The following is a 19673-nucleotide window of genomic DNA, read 5'->3' as shown; positions in this document are numbered from 1 at the left end:
GATCAAACTTCCAATAACGTACTGGAGAAGATTATTCCTGATCAAATCAAAATTTAAATCCTGGCTGAGAATATCGCTGTCGCCACTTACAAATGGTGCGCCCAGAAACAGAGACGCTGCAATAATAAAAGGAATAAATGGTGGAAGGCTCACATTGGAGGCTACAAAGGCCAACACCTTATTCAGTTTAAAAAGAACAGAAAGACTGATCACAAGCAACGTCTGAAATCCCCAGAATGGAGAAAGCCCTATAAATACTCCCAAAGCAATCGAAAATGCTTTAGTGCGGTTACTTCCGTCACTTTCTAAGACATCTTCCTGTATGAATTTTTTAAAGCTTTTTTTTTTGAAATTATTCACAAAATTTCTCGGAATAATATAAAAAAGAGTAATCGTTACCAGAATAGTATTCAGAATGCTGATCCTTGTAAAGTCCCTGAATGGCCGGAAATGAGACACTCTTTCAGCCGGATCATACAATACTTTTATCGGAACATTCTTTACCGGGACATGCCTCCAGGCAGTTCTTACAATAATCTCAATCTCAAATTCAAACTTCGGAGTAAAATATTTCTTTGGTATTTTATGTAAAGGATAAAGTCTGTAACCCGATTGTGTATCTTCCAGTTTAATTCCGGTTTCAAACCAGAACCAGAAATTAGAAAACCTGTTTCCGAAGCTGCTTTTCTTTGGGATGCCGTCCTGAGACATATTTCTGTTTCCAATCAGCAGTACATCTTCTTTTTCTTGGAGAAGGGCATTAACAAAAACCGGAATGTCATCCGGATAATGCTGCCCGTCTGAATCTATCGTAACGGCATAATCAAAACCGAGCTCTTTTGCCTTTCTGAAACCTGTTTTCAGAGCATTTCCCTTCCCTTTATTTTCAGGCAGGGTTACAACCGTAATCAGCGGATATTGTGTAAGAATATCCGGTGTGGAATCTGTAGAACCGTCGTTGATCACAATAATACTTTCGGTGTAATCAAGAACACCGTCGATCACTCTTTTCAGAGTTTTTTCATTATTGAAGGTAGGGATTAAAACACAGATCTTCTTTTCAAAAATTGCATTTTGTACTTGGGCGAGGGACATGGTTTTATTTTAAAGCGGCTCTTTCAGCCTCGGTAATGGTTTTGGACTGCATGGCAAACCTCTTGATATAGTTTTTTAAGGCTGTATTCTGTTTGCTGTAATTGTTTAATAAGAAGGCTTTGTCATCCTTCAGGCTTCCTCTGTATCCTACAATTTTCGGTATATTTTCCTGAACACTTAGTCGGATCAGACGCAGCTCAGCATTGTTTGGATTGCTTTTAATGACTCCTTCAAGGCTTGTAGCGCCCGTTTTTACCAGTGCTTTTCTATTGCCCTTAGAAACTTTTGCTTCCATGATTTTAGCCGCGGCTTTATATCCAACCGAGACAGGATCAGAGCCGGATTGCTTGTCTGCTATTTCAATAAATTTTTCTGTATTGGCAGTAGATTCATTGGCTTTTGCATAGCTGTTCCTCAATGCTTCAAGATCAGATTGAAAGAAAAAAATAAAAGCCGCTACGAAAGACAGGATCAGTTTCATGATGGTATTTTTTTATAGCTTACGGACAATTTTAATGCAATAGTCTCGCCAAAAGAAGTCGAGTTTTTTACTTTAACATCTTCTTCATTTTCGTTAATATCCAGTTGAAGAACCAGATCAGGGGTCTCAAAAGGATTGATAATGGCCATGAACTTCACATTGGAGGCCGTTTTTAAAAATAATTGAGAACCTGTAAACTCTTCGGTCAGTTCTTTAATGATCTGCATCATACAAACTCCCGGTGTAACCGGATTTCCCGGAAAGTGGCCCTTGAAAATATCATGGTCTTTATTTAAACTGATATGAGCAGTATACGCTCCGTTTTCTGCTTTTTCGTATGATTGTAAAGTATAAAAGTCTTTGAGAATCGTTTGCATACACTGTTTTTTCAGGTTAAAATTATTCGGTGTCAGTTATTTGAAATAGTTTGATATTGATCTTAAAATCCTTATGCTGCAGGCTTAAGCTATCTACGAAGATAGGCTTTTTCGCATCAAAAGTAAAATCGATCTTTTCCTTATTATTTTTCGTGTAAATGATTTGTTTCAGCAGGTTATTCTCTTTGTTAAAGAACAGATAATAGCTTTTTGGGTCTGCCTTTGAAAGGTAAATTCTTGAATGGTCATTTTCAAAACTTTCATTGACGGGATATTGTCTTTTCAAAAGCTGTTGGAAATCATTCTTCAGAAAATTAATGACCATCTTCTTGTCGAGATCGGGAAGAACATAATGAAGCTTAAAATCAGTATCCGAAACCTCAAAATCAATAAGTTTATTACCGAAATCAGAAGTTAAAGCTACTCTGTGAGTAGATTCATTCAGTTTTTTAATAATCAGGATACCGCTTATATGGTTGCTGTAAATATCCATTTGGCATTTGTAAACATAATCTTCTCCGGACGAAAAATACAAGTTCTCAACCATTTTTTCTTTGGCCGGAACAGGCGTTGCCCCTGTAAGCTGATAGCCCTTACAAGAGACTGCCAGAACTAAAATCAGACTATAAACTAAACTCTGACGCAGGAATGGAAGCATTGACCTTGGTATTTTTGAAAACGATATTTGTAGTATCTCCGGAAGCTTCCGTCATATTCACCTGGGAAACCGTTGACTGGTTCTTGGGAAAGTGAAGCTCAATCTGTTTGATATATTTCAACAGCTGAGAGGTCTTGGGAACAAATCTGGCAATAGTATAATTCCCGTTTTTGAAATACGTTACCGTAAACTCAGGATCATTAAACATAGTTCCGTTTGAGCTTCCGACAATAAGCTTGTTGATCTTCTCAAAGGTTTTACTTTTGGCATCTACAGAAGATTTTTTCCCCTGGTCATTGATGTATATTTTGTTACTTTTAAAAACAATGCTGTATTGGTAAGGTTTTGTGTATTTCCAGCTCAGCATATTCGGGGTCTGCAGAGACATCTTTCCATAGGTAATGATGCTTTTATCCAGAAAATCCATTTTCTTGGTCTGGGTAAAATCACTTTGCAACGTCCTGATCTCTTTGGTTTCCGAAGAAACTTTTGAAACAAATGCTTTGGCTTCAGCTCCCGACATTGCCGTATTTTGGGCAGAATAAAGACCCGAAATCAGTAAAAATGCTCCAAAAGCAATATTTTTAATCATTTTTCTTTGAATTTATAATTGAATCAACAGTGAATGTTGAGTAGTTTTTATTTTTCAAAAATACTAATAAATCTGCCAGTACACGATAGGTCTTGTCTGATGTATCGTGAAGAAGGATAATGCTGCCCTTTCGTAGATTCTGGGTTATTCTTCGAAAGATTTTCTTTTCGTCACCGGTAATGGTATCCAGGGAACGGACATTCCATCCAATACTTTTTTTATGTGTTCTTATAATGGCTTTTGCAATATTGGGGTTGGTAACACCAAATGGGGGTCTGTATAAATCCGTTTTTATATTTCCTGCCTTCTGTATGACGGTGTCACAGTTCTCAATTTCAGCAATCATTTTTTTTGTTGATAAAAAGCCTGTTGAATTGGAATGTGATAAGGTATGGTTTCCGATCGTATGTCCCTCAGCAATAATTCTTTGAAAAGTTTCAGGATATTTTTCAATCTGTTTTCCGATACAGAAAAATGTGGCTTTTACCTGGTGCTGCTTTAAAAGATCTAAAAACTTTGGGGTAAATTCTGTAGGACCGTCATCAAAAGTCAAGGCAACTTCTTTTACTTTTGTTCGTTTATGAGTGATACTGTTGACGAAATATCCAAGTTCAATATCAAAAGATCCCCAGACTACAACTGCAGAAAACCCCAGAAAACATGCCAGATATACCCATAAACTACTATGGAACGCATAAATAAAAACGTTGCAGAAAAGATAAAACAGGATGAATGGATAATGTTTCATTGCTGGTTGCTGTATGTATGTTGAACTCGTCTTTTATTGTCCCTCCGGATGACCAATAGACCCCTATTATTTTCAATTCCAACAATTATGCCTTTTCTAATAACATCAAACTGTGATCATGACCTGCCAGGTGGTTGTAAAGAAGTATATTTTTCACTTCCTCCTTTTTCTGCGCATTGATCATCATGACGTCCGGAATCTGTTGTTCCTTGAGAATATGACAGGCTATGAAGGTAGAAAACCCGCTCGCTGTATTAAATTCACCGCTGAGATGTTTGTAATATAGCAAAGCCGAAGAGGGAAATGCTTCCATTGCTTTTGCATAATAAATATCGGATTGAGCATCTCCACTGAAACCAAGGATGACAGCATCAATATCCTGAGCTGAAAGATTATTTTTAGTCAAAAAATCATTAATAAAGGGATGAACTTCCTCCAGGTCCAGAGTATTGATGATCTGTATATTTTGAAGTTTTGCATAGGAATTTTCTGTTTTATCTTTCCCTACCACAAAAAAACTGGCCCCTTCACCCCAGATCACCCCATTTGTTGTAGAATCCAGGTAATCGGCGGGAAGATCGGTTTCTTTTTTTATCGTGTTATTTAAACAATAAAGTTCCATCGTTCTGTCCGTCTGCTCATCGGTAGAGCCTACCAGAATATTTTCAGCCTCTCCGTCATTGATCTGAAGCTGGGCATCCAGTAATGAAAACTCCAGTGCAGAAGAAGTATTGACGTAAGTGAAATTATAGGCATGACACTGCAGTCCCAGAGCAATCTGTCCCGCAACCGTATTATGGGTAGATTGAATGAAAAATGTGGGTGTCAAAAACTCTTCATGATTATCAATCACATTTTTCAGGAACTTTTCAGAATCCTGGGAGCATCCCATTCCTGTTCCTGCAATAATAGCATCCGGTTGTGATATTCCAGCCTCCTGTAACGCGTAGTGAGAGGCTACAGAACTCATTTTTACTGTTTTAGACATCCTTCGGATTACAGCCGGAGGAATGAATTCTTTATAATTGGGTTCTATCGCTTTGATGATCTGAGCTGAAACTTCAGGCTTCAGATGATGGAGAATATTTTCGTTTAAAGTGTCCTGAACAGAGATGCAGGATGCACTGTTGATGTATACTGCACTCATGCCTTTGAAAAAATTAAGGTAGAACAATTACCTCCAAACCCGAAAGAATTGGAAAGAACATGGTCGATATTCTTTTCTTTTAATTCTGTTACAGGGATCAGATCAAACTCCTGCATTTTTGTTTTGAAATTCAGATTTGGGAAAATAAGTCCATGCTTAATAGCCAGAATTGAAAAAACAGCTTCAATTCCTGCCGCTGCGGCTAAGGTATGCCCTGTAAATGCTTTTGTAGAGCTGAATTCCGGCACCTGGTTTTCTCCAAAAATCCTGATCATGGCAATTCCTTCTGACAGGTCATTATTCGGAGTTGCCGTTCCGTGAACATTGATGTAGCTAATCTCTTCTTTTGCCAGCCCAGAAGTTTTCAGAGCCTTCTCCATAGCCAGAAATGCACCCTGGCCGTTTTCAGAAGAGGCTGTCTGGTGATGGGCATCATTGGCATTTCCATATCCGGAAAGATAGGCTAAAACAGGTTTGTTTTCTTTTTTTACCACTTCTTCAGATTCCAGCACCAAGAAGGCTGCAGCTTCTCCAAGATTTAAACCCTTTCTGTCATTATCAAAAGGTGTATTGTAAGAATCTGTGAGAATCATCAGCGTATTAAACCCATTCAGGGTAAATTTTGAAAGTGAATCTGTACCTCCTACAATGACGCGGTCCAAAACTCCGTTTTTGATCAGTTTTGCCCCCATCATAATAGCATTGGCAGCAGAAGAGCAGGCAGTGCTGATGGTAGAAACCATCCCTTTTAATCCTAGATAGTCTGCAATAGCCAAGGAAGAATTGCCGGCATCATGAGCGTCAATATATTTTTGCTTTTCAGGAAAATCTTCATAAGAGTAGAAGTACTTTTCGGTGATATCCATTCCTCCTACGCTGGTAGAAGAAATCAATCCGGTCCTGTAGCCGTTGATATCTGAAATCTGAGCACTTTCTACAGCTTCTTTTGCGGCCACCATACCCAACAGAGATGTTCTTGTCACATGATTGTCTTCATTAAGGTGAAGCTTCTGAACAAGTTCTTCATTGGATAATTTTATTTCACCTGTTTTGATGGCTCCGGAATGTCGGGTTTCAAACATTTGAATATCTGAAATCCCATGTTTCCCGGATTGCAGGGAAATAAAATTTTCCTCCACGTTGTTTCCGATAGAGGAGATGATGCCCATTCCTGTAATGGCAATTTTTTGACCCATGGTATTATATCATGTACCTATCTAACAATTACCAGTTTACTAATAACTATTTTTTTAGTATGGGTATACTGCTAGATGGGCACACTGTTACATTAATTTTATTTTGTTCTGTTGTCTTCGATGAATTTAGCCATTACTTCAATGGATTGGAAAATTTCCTTTCCTTTTTTAGGATCAGCTAATTTTATTCCGTAATCTTTATCAAGAAGAACGATCAGCTCAAGAGCATCGATAGAATCAAGTCCCAATCCTCCTCCAAACAACGGATCCGTATCTTTGATTTCTTCTACAGCTACATCTTCAAGATTAAGAACTTCGATAATTTTGTGCTTTAATTCCGTTTTTAAGTTTTCCATAATATTATTTTAATGTAACAATATATCAATGTACCGGTTGACCAATTATTTTACTGCTCCAAGCATTGGTACATTATTCAATTGGTACATTGTTAGATTATAATGTGAGCAAATATACAAAAGCTTTATAATTTTCCTGAAATAATTCGACCCAGCCGCATAATACTTTATCTGCCTTTCCGGATTGGAGGATTTGCTGTGCGTAATTATTTAAAAAATTTTCATCAAATTCATCCAAAACAAAAAAAGCATTCTCTGTCTGCATTTTGTGTTTAATACTGATTTCCCCTACACAAATGTTGGGCAGGGTGTAAACAAAGACCGCCGGGCTGGGGAAGTAATTCTCCTGAGAATTGATACTTTCCTGGTATTTAAAGTCAGTATCCAAACTGGATGATTGGTTAGCAAAAACCAAGGCGGTTCTGCTATGATCTTCCTCTTTTAATAGCATTTCGGCAGCGAGAAAAGCTAATTTGCTCAAACTGTCCATTTTATGAAACTTCGGATAGCTCAGGCCTAAGCTTTTATAAGCTTCTTTGGCAAATTCCGGGAAGGTGTTGCTTTCGGTTTCAAAAATAAGGTTTCCGTCAACGATTATTTTTGAATGTTCTATGGTGCAGGTATTCGTTTTCTCCATCTTCCTTAGGTTAACATTTTTCCAATACAATAGCTGCATTACAGCCCCCAAACCCTGAAGCTGTTTTCAAAATATACCTGATGCTTGCAGGCAGGTTTGCTTGAATGATATTCAACGATTGTGATACTCCTGTCTCTTCAAAGTTTTTAGAAGGAAGCAGCATATTGTGCATGGCACTTTCCATGGAAATGATACTTTCCAATAGCCCGGAAGCACCGAGACAATGTCCGTAGAACCCCTTCATGCTGTTTAAAGGGACATTTTGCAGTTCCATTCTGTTAAAAGCAATAGCCTCCATTTCGTCATTATAAAGGGTAGCAGTACCATGGGCAGAAATAAAATCAAGGTGTTCAGCACGTACCTGTGCTTCTGTCATTGCATTTTTGATACTGGCGTATAAACCGTCACCTGTTCTTGAGGGCCCGGAAATATGATTGGCATCATTGATGGCGGAATCTCCTAAGACTTTAAATCTGAATTTTTCGTTTTCGGAAGGCTCTGAAGTAATATAAGCAGCTGCTGCAGCTTCCCCGATATTGATCCCGTTTCGGTTTTTATCATAAGGCTGACAAGGCCCGGTAGCAATAGCCTGGAACGAATTGAATCCTGAAATAACAAATTCAGAAAGTTCATCCCCGGCCACCACAAAGGCATCTTTATATTTTCCCGCCCGGATCATATTTTTGGCCACGGCAATAGCCATTACTCCCGAGACACAGGCATTGGAAACCACGATTGGTTTTGTTGTAAATCCGAAGAAATCAGCAATTTTCTTTGCCATAGATGACAGGTAAGCTCCTTCCGGTACATCGGGCTGGTTTTTAAGTAAGCTGATGTTTCCCTTCGTCGTGGAAAGGATAAAGGCTGTGTTTTCTGTAATATCATGTTTTTCAATCAATGGCTTCAGGCTCAAAAGCAGCATCTTCTCAAGTCTTGTGAAGTGCAACTGATGATTTTGATCCTGGCCAAAGGTTTTGAAAAACCTTTCCTCCAGCGTTGGAGAATCAATCATGGAGGTGTAAAAAGCTTCCTGATGTTCTGCAATGCGGTGAGAGGCTACTCCGGATTTTCCTTCAATAAGGGCATTCCAGTTAGAATCGATATCAAATCCTAACGGAGTAACGCAGTTATAATCGGTGATATATATATCCTTCTTCATGATAGTCCCATTTTATCTTTCCAGGTTTGAAAAAACTCCGGATTATACAGGCACAGATTACCTTCATTATCCAGAAATACCTGAATAGTTTCCCCCGTACAAACCAGATTTCCTTCCTGGTTGAACAGTTCATATTTATAGATGAGTTTTGCAGAAACGGTATTGATAAAAGTGGTCACAATAGTAAATGTTTCTCCGTATTTTAAAGGAAGAAAATGCTCGCATGTACTTTTCACAATAGGCGTTACGAATCCTGCCTTCTGTATGTCCAGGTACGTAAGACCGTGCTGGCGGCCGAATGCTTCTCTACCGTCTTCAAAATAGACAATATAATGCCCGTGCCAGACAATTCCGAGTGGATCTGTTTCGTTGAAGCGTACTCTTACTTCTTCGGTACAGCTTAATATATTTTCGTTAGACTGCATTTTGTTTCTTTTCGTAAAAAATGGAAACGGATACGGTGGCAAGGTAAAACAAAAACAGGAATACCAGTTCTTTGGCAATACCTCCGATTCCGCTGTTTCTTAAAATAATATCATAATAGGCATTCAGTCCCCAGTTCATGGGAGAAAATTTAGCGACGGTCTGCATAAATTCAGGCATTAAAAATACGGGAACCCAGATTCCTCCAACCGCGGCCAGTACTACTACAGAAGTGGCACCAAACGGAGCCGATTGTTCCTGGGTGTCGGCAATGGTACCGAGCAAAACACCGAATCCTATTGCTGCAAGCCCGGCAAATAAGGTTACCACTATAAGCTGAGCCATTTTTCCGGAAACATCAAACGCGGGAAGATCCATATAGGGGAAAAGATAGATTCCCACCGCTACCATCAGTAAAAACTGAATCATACAGATGATAAGATAGGTGCATGTTTTTCCTAAAATATGGATAAAATACGGCGTAGGGCTTATTCTTGCTCTTACGCTGGTACCCTGACTTTTTTCTTTAACAAGGTTAATGGATAAGGGCACTACGATGAAAAAGATCGCAAAAAGAGTCCAGGCCGGAACATTATGCTGAACGGAATTCGGTATGATATCCATCCCTTTTTGAGGGGTGATTTCTTTAAAGCTGATCAGGTTTTTATTTTCGTCAAGGTTCTCGGTAGTTCCGAGCTGGTCCTGAAATGCTTTATAGATCTTTTTGTTTTCAATTTCAAAGATCATTTTGTTAACAGAGTTCATGACAGAGTTTTTGAATCCTGCATTGGTAGCGGGATCAAAGTATAAATGAATCTCCTTGGCTTTGGAAGCTGCTTTTGTCACTTTTGCAGAATCATTTTCCAGTCCGAAAGAGCTTACAATCGTCTGAACTTTTGAATCTATATTGGAATTTAGATCTTTTGTTAAATTTTCAGGAATAACGATAGCCATCTGATAATCTCCTGAGAATACAGCTTCCTGAGCCGATTTTTCATTGAAGTTTGTCAGCAGCTGGAAGGTTTTGCTGTTTTCCAGTTCCCCTTTTATATTTTTTGAGACTTCAGATTGATCATTATCAATAAAAATAATAGGAATTTTTGATCCTTCCAGGTTTTTAAAGGTAGAATCCTGAATCAGGGTAATGGTTACAATCAGAAGCAACGGCATTACGAATATGATGACAATTCCTCCGATATCTCTTTTCAGCAGAAGAATTTCCTTGATAAAGCTTCTCCACAGTTTATACAACAACATCTCTTAATTCTTTTCCGGTTAGTGAAATAAAAACATCTTCCAGGTTTTCTGCATGGGCAATCTGGGAAACCAGTTCTTCGGGAGTTCCCACAGCATGAATTTTCCCATGATCGATAATGGCAATTTTTGTACAGAATTCTTCAGCTTCCGAAAGGTGGTGAGAGGTATAAATGATGCAGGTTCCCAGCTTATTCAAGTCCAGAAGGTAATCAATAATTGCTTTTTTTGACTGAACATCAACTCCTACAGTCGGTTCATCGAGGAATAATACTTTAGGATTATGAAGTGTACCCGCGATGAGGTTACAGCGGCGTTTCATCCCGCCGGAAAACTGACCAAACTGTTTATCTGCAAATTTTGAAAGTCCCATAATTTCCAGAGATTCATCAATTACTTTTTTAAGCTGCTTATGTTGCAATCCATATAAACTTCCGAAGAACATGAGGTTTTCTCTGGCTGTAAGCGTTGGATACAAGGCATATTCCTGAGGAACAATACCAATGATCTGCCGAATTTTGAACCCGTCTTTCTGAGGAGATAGGCCATTGATGGTAAACTGCCCTGAAGTTGGTTTTATCAGTCCCGAAAGCATAGAAATTAATGTGGTTTTTCCAGCTCCGTTGGGGCCAAGAATTCCGTAGATCTCATTTTTGTCGATATTCAAAGAGATATCATTGACAGAAAATTCGTCGGAATTTTTGTACTTTTTGTAAAGGTTTTTAATCTCGATCATATTCTCCGCCATATCAGATTGCTTTTCTCAGTTTTTTATAGAAAGCCTCTTCCAGGTCTGCAATATGCAGCATTGTTTTTGAAAGTTCGTGGTAAATATTACTTTTTGAGTTTCTGTTTTTATACACACGGGCAATATCCACCGCAAAATCCCTCCAAAGATCACCAATGGAGGTAATTTCTTTTGATAATTCTTTTAGTTCGTCATTTTTAAGAATGACTGAAGCTTCCTGCAAAAATGCTCCATAAATAAATCTGAATCCGCCACCGCCGGTTCCGATTTCTTCCTGCATCCTGATCAATTGCCCAAGATAGTGATTGGTAACTTTCGTTCCTTTCTTTTCAGCCCATTTCGGGATGCTTTTGGCAACCCATCTCATGGCTTTTACCCCGATAAGCGGTACCGGTGCCAGCATATTTTTACAGGTATCTTTGATTCCTTTTTTAATCGCTTCTTCCAGGTTGATATTTTCCGGGACGTAAACAGGATAGTACATATGGCCTTTTGGAGGAAGTGCTCCCTTGGCATACCTTACTTTTTCGAGTTCTGCTTCGGAGAGGGAAGTTACATAATCCATGACAGGGTCGCTGATCAGGAATTTTCCGTCTTCTTTACCATACACCACAAGGTTATGGGCATTGAAGTGAAACTTGTATTCTTCAGGGAAATACGTAAGGTTAAAAACACCTACCTGAAGTCCTGTGGGTATATTCTGTTCTAAATTTCTTTCTAAAGCTGCCTTGGCATCTTTAGGGTTTGAGAATTTCTCTCTTTTGATTTTAATTCCCAATCTTTTGGCTGCCTTACTGAAAATGGCTCCCGGCATCGGACGATAGCTGAAACCCGGAGCAAAATTTACCTTTAAAAAGGGAAGGTATACAAAGAACAGTCCTGAGCCGATCCCGAAAATCATCGGTTCACTCAGTTTAAGACCTTTGTTAAGCAATAGATTGGAAGCGACACCGTTCTCGCAATGTGCTGTCTGATGGTGTTCAAAGTTTAATTTCATGTGCAGCTTATATCTTTTTCATCGGTTTAATGAAATATGGCATAGCAGGATGCGGATTCATTTATTTTCCGTTGAAGTTTTTTAATTCATTGACTGAAATTCCGAATGCATCGGCATATTTTTTCAGTACGGTTTCGCTTAGTGTTTTAAAATTTTTCGGTTTAAAATGCCTTTTTACCCTCCATTGCCACATTCCTACATAAGAAGACAATACACCCGGATCCATTTTATTGAGTTCCATAAAATAAACGATCGGGCTTACGATATTATTGGCAACGTTTTGCTTGGCTTCTTCAATTCTCTCATAGATGAGTTCCATCGATTCATCCAAAGCGGCTTTCTTTGCATCCCAGCCTGTGCTGTTTGCAGTGGTGTAGTTATCATTTTCATCCGTTACGTACAAGACCTCAGTCATGTTCGCAGATTTCAGATTACTTTCGTCTTGGGGTAGGTTCTGTTTTTTCATCTAAATAATGTTAATTTTTTTAGATTCCAGGTGAAATACGGTTCACCTGTTCTGATTTTTAATCAGGTGGCTAAAATAGTGAAAATACATTATATGTAAATCATATTAATTAGGAGCCTGCTGTGACCGTGAAAGAGAAGAGACTCAGTGATTTTCATTGTGTTTTTATGGTAAGGTACTATTTCTTTTTTTCATGTAATGGGACAAAAAATATGAAAATATCCGTTGTCATAATATCATCAGGTGTATGGAGACAAAAAGAAATTATCGATTATCAAAAGTCTTTGTTTAATTCATGAGGATAATTCCGAATGATGCTACATGAGGTAATTTTGCAATGCTGATTACTCGATAAAGTAAATAAAAAATGCTCCAGTTTTTTTATAAATAAAAGAGTTGGCTTCCAGCACGGGTTCCACGGATTTCCAAAATGTTTCACGTGAAATATTCGTTTGTTTGCTATAAGTTCCCGATTCGGCCAGAGGTAATTTTAAAAAGAAAAAAGCCATACTTCAGTACGGCTTTTGTTATATTTTATTTTCATTTTTACGATTCTATCTCCTGAATAAACAGGTTGATTTCTGCCCGGATTAATAATTCGTCATTATTAAATGTTTCACAGAAGATGTGACAGACATTTTCAAACTGGGAAATGAGTGAAGCTTTGGAGATAATTGTATCATTGACTTTGGGAAGAGCAAAAACCTCAATTTTTTTGATATTGGTAATGAAACCGATTACTCTGGTATCAGCTTCGGGATTTTCAAAGAAGCTTTGTCCGAGAATAGAGGAGCAGGTCTGGGCCAGATTTTCAATTAAACCGGCTTCTACAAACTCGTTGTTGTGAACAAATATATTGTCTTCTTTTATTTTAAAGGAAGTCATCACTTTTTCTTGGGTCAGTTCCAGGATGTAATCTGCCATCAGCATCGGGTCACGATGCGGCAAGAAGTTATGTATATTGATGAGGTTTTCTTCCTTTATTTCCATTTCCAGTTATTTTACAGCGGTTTTCATTTGAGACCTTGCAATGACCTCTCCATTCAGTTTTGTTACAATATCCACCAGTGTCACACCCATTACTTCATTAAGTATGGTTACTTCGGAGGTGAGCTGATCTCCGGTTTCGGGTAGTTTTTCAGCCTCAAAAGACTTGATGGCGCCAATATATCCGGTCGGGGCATCTTTTCCCAGTAAATAGTATTTATATCCTGTATGTAAAGCGACGCTCTGGGCCTGGTGTTCAATGAGCCCCGAGGCCTGAAACTGTCCTTCCTGAACGAAAAGATTGTTTTCTTGTATTTCAAATCCTGAAATCAGGTGATTTTCTGAATACTCTGATAGCTCATGAACCATTACAAAAGGAGAACGTTGCGGAATAAGGCTTTCTACAAAATCTTTGTCGGATGATGGTAATCTGTTTTCCATTAGCAAACCGTTAATAGGGAGCAGGAATAAGCAAATCTTCCACTTTCAGGTACACAAAGAAGTATTTTCTCTCCCTTCTTCAACGTTCCGGAGTTCATCAGTTCTTCCAGGGCGATAAAAATAGATCCGGCACCGATATTTCCGACTTCAGAAAGGTTATAGAACCATTTTTCGGTAGGGAAATCCATTCCTTTTTTAGCGAATTCTTCTTTTAATCCTTCTTTGAAGTAACCGGAAGAAATATGGGCTAAAACATGATCAATTTTTTCTGGGTCAAGGTTATGTTTGTCAAAAGAAGCTCTCAGACTTTCGGCTCCTTTTACCAGAATATATTTGTCAAGTATTTTGGTGTCCTGCTTGATGGCAAAAATAGATTGTCTCAGCCATTCGTCGGAAGGATAATCTGCCCAGGACTTCAGAGTTCCGTCCTCTTGTTTTTCGCATCCCGCGTACATACAGGCTTCTATTTCGTGAGCGTACGAATAGAAATCAATAAATTCTATTTTTAAAGAGATTCCGTTTTCTCTTGGTTTATTTTCTAAGAGGAAAGAGCCGGCACCGTCAGAGAGCATCCATCTCAGAAACTCTCTTTTGAAGGCAATGATAGGTCTTTCTTCCAGTAATTTTAAATTTTCTGCCTCATGATTGAATTTATCTGCTGTCATCCATGAAGACATTCTTTCGGAACCTGCACAAACGGCATTCTCCTGTACACCTGCTTTTACAGAAAGGAATCCATAGTTGAGTGCATTCATCCCAGAGTTACAAAGGCCGGTTGCAGTATTAATTTCGATAGATTTTCCGATGTTCAGCTCACCATGTACCATAGAAGCATGTGAAGGCTGGATCTGATCCGGAGAAGTTGTTCCTACGGATAATAATTTCATATCCTCTTTTTTGAAATTTTCGTCAAAAAGTCCTTCAATTGCTTTGGCTGTAAGTTGCGCATTAGTGTGCGTAGGATTTCCTTCTTTATCTAAAGCATAATATCTTGTCGTGATTTTATTGTTTCTCAGGATAAGGGATCTTGCTTTAGAGGGCGCATCATTGATAAGCCCAAGATAAGTCTCCATTTCATCATTCGCTACCGGCTCATTGGGTAAGTATTTTGATGCTTTTGTTATAAATACGTCGTACATTCTATTTTAAATTAATTCCTTGTAAATATCTTTTTTGCTTTTGTCTTTTAAACCAAAATATAGGGGTGGTGAGAAGGTGTAACACCAAGACGACAGGTGAGATAATCCATATCGCTGCCATCAAATATACCTTAAAGAATTTTATCAGCAATGGACGTTTCTCTTTTTTCTTTATAATCAGATTAGACCAAACGGTGAAAATTTTATTACCCACCTTTTCTACACGTACCAAAAATGCCCTGATTTCAATGGCCCCATTTTTAACCAACTCCGGTTGAAGACTATTTAGCTCATTATTTTTTATATGTCTTTCAATAATCTCGCCATACTTTACAGAACCGGAAATCTCTTCATCAGAAATCCCGGCTGCGGGCAGCATTCCCGACTTTTCTTTTTGGCCCGTTGTCAGCCACCGAAGGATTGTCAGCACGCTGGTATAGTTATCATGCCTGTCTACCAGAGCTATATTGCCTACCAACTGAGCTTTTAAATCCCTCAAATAGACCTTGAGCTTCTCCTGAGATAGCATCCACATATTTCTGGTCCCTGAAATGGTAACTACAGGAGTATCTTTGAGAATATGCCCGGCATAGCCACTTTTTAAAAATGAAATAATAGGAATGGATGGTGTGAGATACCATACCTGATAGCCAAACAGGATGAGGTCATATTTTTTGTTTAAAATTTCCTCTGACGGAGGAAAAATTTCTTGGGGAATCTGCAGATAAGACTCCGGAAAAGTATTAAAAAAAACATCACCAGGCCATGGAAAAGGAAAATCTTTCCTGAGCTTGATATTATAATACGTAACGTCATATTCTTCCTTTTTGGCTTCAAAAGGCTTGGCTATATTTCTTACAATATCCTCCAATTGACCGGTCTGAGAATAGTATATGACAAGTATATTTTTTTTCATGGGATTTTTTTAGTGTTTACAAAAGTATGTTTTTCATATTTATTATTTGATTTTAAATACTTTTATGGTATCAGAACTGAATTTTAATACATAATTTTCATTTTCAAACGGACCATTTCCGGTATTGACAAAAATAATGGTTTCAGGATAAGCCTTAAGAACATCCGGATGAAAGCGATCATCTGAGACCAAAAGTACATCAATATGTTTATTGACTTCGGAAAGGTCTTTTATATAATGAAGTTTCCTTTTTTTTACCAGGTAGCTGTGGGCTGCTGTTTCTCTCTTGTCATCATCTTTTATCCATGAGAAAATTTTCCGGCTGGCCTGATATAAAGTTAATAAGGCATCCTTTTGTCCGAAATCATTTGCAATATGCAAAATGGTGGCATCAGCCGGGATGTGTTTGTTCAGTTCAAAATAAACAGACTTATTGGTGTTAAAATCTCTCTTTACCTCTTGTACCACATCGCTGTCCTTATATAAATAACTAAGGAGTAATTGTTTTTTAAAATAGTTCTCATCTTCGGTTTCCGTCCTTAATCTGGCAAATTCTTCCCTGAAACTGGCGTTGATCTTTTTGGTTCTTTCTGAATAATTTTTTCCAAAACTAAGATCATCCTTACTGATTCTATTGCCTACTTTTACAGTAATGCTTCCATCGTAAATGATAAAATCTCCTTTTGGCAGCACTTCGGAATTCCCGTGAATATAAATGGGAAGAATATCAAGCCCAAACTGTTCAGCCAGGTAAAAAGCTCCTTTGTGAAACCTTTTGATATCATTGGTGTAGGAACGTTCTGCCTCTGGGAAAACCACCAGTGAGTATCCCTGGTCAATTTTTTCCTTCAGCTGGTCCATTCCGTTTTCGATTCCTTGTGAAACAGGATAAAAGCCTAATGCCCGTACGAGTTTTCCAAAAACGGGCGATTGGTAGACCCAATCGTTGACCAGATAAATGATTTTGTGAGTGGTCATCGCTATGGCTAAGGTATCCAGGAAAGAAGTATGGTTGGCAATAATCACAGCCGGTTTGCTGAAATCTTCAGAAGGATTTTTTATTACTCTTTTCTTGACAAAAGGATTGGAATATAAGACAGATGTTAAAAACTTAGCCATCAACAGTTTGATCAGATCTAATGTTTTCCCTCTTGCATTTTTAACGAAGAAGCTTCCTGATACTGAAAATATAAACCCACCCAGACCATAATACAAAAATGAAATAATAGAATTTAAAAACAGCCTGAAGGTAATTGGTGAAAGTCCTTTTTTGGCCCGGTTGGTGATTAGTAACCTGAACCAGAAAGGGTATAAGGTAGAGGTAATAACAATAACGGAGAACATTCCGATCAGCGCGACAAGGGCCAAAGAATGTAAAGCCGGATGCTTGGCAAAGATCAGGGAGCCGATGGAAAGAATAGTAGTGAAAACAGCCAGAATGATGGAGGTTCTATACGTTGGTAATTCATTTTTCCCTTTGGTATGTTCTTTTTGCATAGCCTGTGTCAGGAAAATACTGAAATCATCACCTACCCCAAAAACCAGTGTACAAACAACGGTACTGAAAATATTTAATTCCAAACCTAAAAAATAGAGAAGGCCCGCCGTTACCACTCCGGTTAAAACGATCGGAAACATGGTAAGAACCGTGAGTTCAAAATTTCTGAAGAACATAATAATCGTTAAAATAATGGCCAGTAAGGAATAATTGATAAGGGTATTGAAGTCCCGTTTGAGCAAGCCCAGGAAATTCTCATTCATTTGCTGACGGTCGATTGCGAGGGCATCGTGCCTGTTTTCAATGTCTTTTATAAATGCGTCTCTTTTGCCTTCATTTACTTTTACCACATTAGAAACGGTATAGAAACCATTCTCATTATTCAGGAATTCTGAAATTTGCAAGGCTTTTACTTTCTGATAGTCTTTGAGTTGCAGGGTAGAATAGTTTTTATGCAGCATCTCATTGAAATGATCAAATGCAGAGCTGTTGAATCCGAACTTATTTCCGTTATGTACAAGCTCAGAAATGGTTTGATTTTTTTTATCACTGGTCCAGAAGGTTTCCCATTCCTTAATTTTATTTTTTTGATCTTTTTCGGAAAGAACAACGTTTCCTATAGAATTGTAACTCAGTATTTTTCCTTCTTTTTTCTCTTTTTCAAGAAAGCTGCTCAATTGTGAGTTTCTGGCCAATGCTTCCTCTTCGGAATTTCCGTAAGAAATCGCATAAATGGATTTTGAAGTAATGTCTGAAAGCTTTTGAAGTTTCGCTTCACTGATTTTTAATTCTTTCGGGATATAATTCAGATCTCCGATATCCTCATTAAAACCAACATGCCTGAAGCCAAACAGGCAGGCAATGATGATAACTGAACATCCAATAATTAAAGGTTTGTTTTTCTCGTACGGATAAGAACCTATCTTATCGATAAAGTTTTTATTAACCTTCTCACCCTGTAATTTTGGTCTGTAGAGCTGAGGTACAATAATAAGGGCTGAAATTGAAGATAAAATAACAGTAATTGCGGCAAATAGTCCCAGATCTTTTAATGCTTCAGAACGCACAAAAACCAGGCATAAAAATGAAACCGCAGTGGTTGCGCTGCTCAGGATAATAGGTTGTGTAATTTCTTTATAAAGCTCTTCAATATTGTTGTTGTGCTTGTAATGGGTGAGAATATGAAGGGCATAATCTATGGTAATTCCAATAAGAATAGCACCTACACTTAACGATATAGCCGAAATTTTATCCTTGATAAAGTATAACACCAATAAAGCAAGTAAAACAGAAAATACAGTTGGAAGAAAAACGATAACGGGAGTGAAGAAGTTCCTGAAATAATACATCAGCAGCACCAACAATACTGTCATAGAAATCATTACCGTATTCTGGATATCCTTTTTTATTTGTTTGGCATTGGCAACTGCAATGACCGGAGATCCGAAATAGCTGAGCTCTGTTTTACCTTTAAATTGTGTGTTGATCTGGTCTTTTATACTGTTCAGTTGATCGACAAATGCTTCGTTGGCCTTCGTATCGTTGCTTTTGTTTTTGGGATCAATGAAGAGCAGAAGGTTCTTGCCATCTTTGGTGACGATGTAGCTGTCTTCAAGCTTGAAGTCCTTACTGATGTTTAAGGCATTTAATTTTTTGATTCCTAAAAAAGTAAGCCCTAAAGGATCTTTTTTGATAAACTCTTTGGTGACAAGGCTGGTGGGAGATACCAGAGACCTGTAATTGTTCTCTACCTGCTGGGCAATACTGTCTTTCTGAAGCTTCCGGTCGATCTCCTGATAATCATTTTGATTAAGGAAAAGGGGTAGGTTCTGACTTACAAAATCAAATGTTTCCGAAATTTCATTATCATTTACTTTTCCCTGAACAGAACTGATGTATTTCTGTAAAGGGTCAATTTTTTGTAAAAATGTATCCGCAGTCTCAGAAAGCTGAAAACTGTCTTCCCTGGATTTATTTTCTATAATGACGATAATCTTATCCGAAAAATTAAGCTGTTTAAGCACTTTGGCGGTAAGGTCGGATTTTTCGTTTTTAGGAATGATCTGATTGATGTCTTCTTCAAAATTGATCTTTGAGGCAAAAAAAGCACATAAAGCAGCAATCCCTAGTGCTGTCATTATAGAGATGATCTTGTTTTTTGAGATCAGATAATATAAAAATATGAAGAATCGATGCATTACATGGTTAAATCAAGTCTGCAAATTTAAATTTTTAAGAATTAGTTCAAAATACTTCGGTAATAAGTTTTGGCTGAAAATCAATAAAATATTCTAGGTAGAACGAAAAAAAAATCTACTTTTGCAAAAGTTCCCTTTTAATAAAATGTATTTTAAACCA

Annotated in this window: 21 protein-coding genes; all 21 read right to left on the bottom strand. The window is 38.0% G+C overall.

The features are described from left to right. Nucleotides 1-1095 (bottom strand): DUF2062 domain-containing protein (locus M030_RS0114165; protein WP_034722646.1); only part of this gene is annotated, 1095 nt, incomplete at its 3' end. A gap of 4 nt (nt 1096-1099) precedes the next feature. After that, nucleotides 1100-1576, bottom strand: coding sequence for a hypothetical protein (locus M030_RS0114160; RefSeq protein ID WP_027374109.1), 477 nt, complete (start codon nt 1574-1576; stop codon nt 1100-1102). Next, on the bottom strand, nt 1573-1953 hold the full coding sequence (locus M030_RS0114155; RefSeq protein WP_081735630.1) for a 3-hydroxyacyl-ACP dehydratase: 381 nt from the start codon (nt 1951-1953) through the stop codon (nt 1573-1575). Before M030_RS0114155 ends, M030_RS0114160 begins: the two co-directional genes overlap by 4 nt. Nucleotides 1954-1975: 22 nt before the next feature. Next, nucleotides 1976-2611, bottom strand: coding sequence for a hypothetical protein (locus M030_RS0114150; protein WP_027374107.1), 636 nt, complete (start codon nt 2609-2611; stop codon nt 1976-1978). After that, a complete protein-coding gene (locus M030_RS0114145; protein WP_027374106.1) occupies nt 2577-3203 on the bottom strand; it encodes a LolA family protein in 627 nt (208 codons plus the stop codon). Before M030_RS0114145 ends, M030_RS0114150 begins: the two co-directional genes overlap by 35 nt. Next, complete coding sequence (locus tag M030_RS0114140; protein WP_027374105.1) at nt 3196-3951, bottom strand: polysaccharide deacetylase family protein; 756 nt, start codon at nt 3949-3951, stop codon at nt 3196-3198. The genes M030_RS0114145 and M030_RS0114140 overlap by 8 nt, the downstream gene beginning before the upstream one ends. 85 nt (nt 3952-4036) lie before the next feature. Then, a complete protein-coding gene (locus M030_RS0114135) occupies nt 4037-5098 on the bottom strand; it encodes a beta-ketoacyl synthase N-terminal-like domain-containing protein (protein WP_027374104.1) in 1062 nt (353 codons plus the stop codon). Continuing rightward, nucleotides 5095-6294, bottom strand: coding sequence for a beta-ketoacyl-[acyl-carrier-protein] synthase family protein (locus tag M030_RS0114130; protein WP_027374103.1), 1200 nt, complete (start codon nt 6292-6294; stop codon nt 5095-5097). Before M030_RS0114130 ends, M030_RS0114135 begins: the two co-directional genes overlap by 4 nt. A 98-nt stretch (nt 6295-6392) precedes the next feature. Then, nucleotides 6393-6650 carry a phosphopantetheine-binding protein gene (locus M030_RS0114125; RefSeq protein ID WP_027374102.1) on the bottom strand — a complete coding sequence of 86 codons (258 nt, stop codon included), beginning with the start codon at nt 6648-6650 and terminating at the stop codon, nt 6393-6395. Between the two features lie 97 nt (nt 6651-6747). Then, nucleotides 6748-7287, bottom strand: a complete 540-nt coding sequence (locus M030_RS0114120; protein ID WP_027374101.1) for a 3-oxoacyl-ACP synthase — start codon at nt 7285-7287, stop codon at nt 6748-6750. Between the two features lie 10 nt (nt 7288-7297). Next, the gene (locus tag M030_RS0114115) at nt 7298-8446 is read right to left on the bottom strand and encodes a beta-ketoacyl synthase N-terminal-like domain-containing protein (RefSeq protein WP_027374100.1); all 1149 of its coding nucleotides are present in this window, start codon (nt 8444-8446) and stop codon (nt 7298-7300) included. Beyond that, nucleotides 8443-8871, bottom strand: coding sequence for an acyl-CoA thioesterase (locus tag M030_RS0114110; RefSeq protein ID WP_027374099.1), 429 nt, complete (start codon nt 8869-8871; stop codon nt 8443-8445). The genes M030_RS0114115 and M030_RS0114110 overlap by 4 nt, the downstream gene beginning before the upstream one ends. Further along, nucleotides 8861-10126, bottom strand: a complete 1266-nt coding sequence (locus M030_RS0114105; protein WP_027374098.1) for an ABC transporter permease — start codon at nt 10124-10126, stop codon at nt 8861-8863. Before M030_RS0114105 ends, M030_RS0114110 begins: the two co-directional genes overlap by 11 nt. Beyond that, nucleotides 10113-10871, bottom strand: coding sequence for an ABC transporter ATP-binding protein (locus M030_RS0114100; RefSeq protein WP_027374097.1), 759 nt, complete (start codon nt 10869-10871; stop codon nt 10113-10115). The genes M030_RS0114105 and M030_RS0114100 overlap by 14 nt, the downstream gene beginning before the upstream one ends. Before the next feature lies 1 nt (nt 10872). Next, complete coding sequence (locus tag M030_RS0114095) at nt 10873-11868, bottom strand: BtrH N-terminal domain-containing protein (RefSeq protein WP_027374096.1); 996 nt, start codon at nt 11866-11868, stop codon at nt 10873-10875. Nucleotides 11869-11929: 61 nt separating this feature from the next. After that, nucleotides 11930-12334 (bottom strand): hypothetical protein, encoded by a 405-nt coding sequence (locus tag M030_RS0114090; protein WP_027374095.1) that lies wholly within the window; start codon nt 12332-12334, stop codon nt 11930-11932. Between the two features lie 546 nt (nt 12335-12880). Further along, nucleotides 12881-13324: an ABC transporter permease gene (locus tag M030_RS0114080; protein ID WP_027374094.1), complete on the bottom strand. Its 444-nt coding sequence runs from the start codon at nt 13322-13324 to the stop codon at nt 12881-12883. 6 nt (nt 13325-13330) lie between these two features. After that, entirely contained in the window at nt 13331-13762 is a 432-nt protein-coding gene (locus M030_RS0114075) for a hypothetical protein (protein ID WP_027374093.1), read from the bottom strand. Next, complete coding sequence (locus M030_RS0114070; RefSeq protein ID WP_027374092.1) at nt 13762-14901, bottom strand: beta-ketoacyl-ACP synthase III; 1140 nt, start codon at nt 14899-14901, stop codon at nt 13762-13764. The genes M030_RS0114075 and M030_RS0114070 overlap by 1 nt, the downstream gene beginning before the upstream one ends. A 1-nt stretch (nt 14902) precedes the next feature. Further along, on the bottom strand, nt 14903-15817 hold the full coding sequence (locus M030_RS0114065) for a hypothetical protein (RefSeq protein WP_027374091.1): 915 nt from the start codon (nt 15815-15817) through the stop codon (nt 14903-14905). A 42-nt stretch (nt 15818-15859) separates the two neighbouring features. After that, nucleotides 15860-19453, bottom strand: a complete 3594-nt coding sequence (locus M030_RS0114060; protein WP_228375248.1) for an MMPL family transporter — start codon at nt 19451-19453, stop codon at nt 15860-15862. Nucleotides 19454-19673 lie beyond the last annotated feature (220 nt).

The organism is Chryseobacterium sp. UNC8MFCol, assembly GCF_000482305.1.
GTDB classification, from domain to species: Bacteria; Bacteroidota; Bacteroidia; order Flavobacteriales; family Weeksellaceae; genus Chryseobacterium; species Chryseobacterium indologenes.
The sequence above is the reverse complement of the archived record's forward strand: the minus strand, read 5'-3'. Positions and strand labels throughout refer to the sequence as shown.

Coding starts and splice junctions, on each gene's coding strand:
- M030_RS0114060 (WP_228375248.1), bottom strand. CDS start 19,453: ATGACAGCACTAGGGATTGCTGCTTTATGTGCTTTTTTTGCCTCAAAG.
- M030_RS0114090 (WP_027374095.1), bottom strand. CDS start 12,334: ATGAAAAAACAGAACCTACCCCAAGACGAAAGTAATCTGAAATCTGCG.
- M030_RS0114115 (WP_027374100.1), bottom strand. CDS start 8,446: ATGAAGAAGGATATATATATCACCGATTATAACTGCGTTACTCCGTTA.
- M030_RS0114145 (WP_027374106.1), bottom strand. CDS start 3,203: ATGATTAAAAATATTGCTTTTGGAGCATTTTTACTGATTTCGGGTCTT.
- M030_RS0114095 (WP_027374096.1), bottom strand. CDS start 11,868: ATGAAATTAAACTTTGAACACCATCAGACAGCACATTGCGAGAACGGT.
- M030_RS0114125 (WP_027374102.1), bottom strand. CDS start 6,650: ATGGAAAACTTAAAAACGGAATTAAAGCACAAAATTATCGAAGTTCTT.
- M030_RS0114130 (WP_027374103.1), bottom strand. CDS start 6,294: ATGGGTCAAAAAATTGCCATTACAGGAATGGGCATCATCTCCTCTATC.
- M030_RS0114150 (WP_027374107.1), bottom strand. CDS start 2,611: ATGCTTCCATTCCTGCGTCAGAGTTTAGTTTATAGTCTGATTTTAGTT.
- M030_RS0114120 (WP_027374101.1), bottom strand. CDS start 7,287: ATGGAGAAAACGAATACCTGCACCATAGAACATTCAAAAATAATCGTT.
- M030_RS0114075 (WP_027374093.1), bottom strand. CDS start 13,762: ATGGAAAACAGATTACCATCATCCGACAAAGATTTTGTAGAAAGCCTT.
- M030_RS0114140 (WP_027374105.1), bottom strand. CDS start 3,951: ATGAAACATTATCCATTCATCCTGTTTTATCTTTTCTGCAACGTTTTT.
- M030_RS0114100 (WP_027374097.1), bottom strand. CDS start 10,871: ATGGCGGAGAATATGATCGAGATTAAAAACCTTTACAAAAAGTACAAA.
- M030_RS0114070 (WP_027374092.1), bottom strand. CDS start 14,901: ATGTACGACGTATTTATAACAAAAGCATCAAAATACTTACCCAATGAG.
- M030_RS0114065 (WP_027374091.1), bottom strand. CDS start 15,817: ATGAAAAAAAATATACTTGTCATATACTATTCTCAGACCGGTCAATTG.
- M030_RS0114135 (WP_027374104.1), bottom strand. CDS start 5,098: ATGAGTGCAGTATACATCAACAGTGCATCCTGCATCTCTGTTCAGGAC.
- M030_RS0114110 (WP_027374099.1), bottom strand. CDS start 8,871: ATGCAGTCTAACGAAAATATATTAAGCTGTACCGAAGAAGTAAGAGTA.
- M030_RS0114080 (WP_027374094.1), bottom strand. CDS start 13,324: ATGGAAATAAAGGAAGAAAACCTCATCAATATACATAACTTCTTGCCG.
- M030_RS0114155 (WP_081735630.1), bottom strand. CDS start 1,953: ATGCAAACGATTCTCAAAGACTTTTATACTTTACAATCATACGAAAAA.
- M030_RS0114160 (WP_027374109.1), bottom strand. CDS start 1,576: ATGAAACTGATCCTGTCTTTCGTAGCGGCTTTTATTTTTTTCTTTCAA.
- M030_RS0114105 (WP_027374098.1), bottom strand. CDS start 10,126: ATGTTGTTGTATAAACTGTGGAGAAGCTTTATCAAGGAAATTCTTCTG.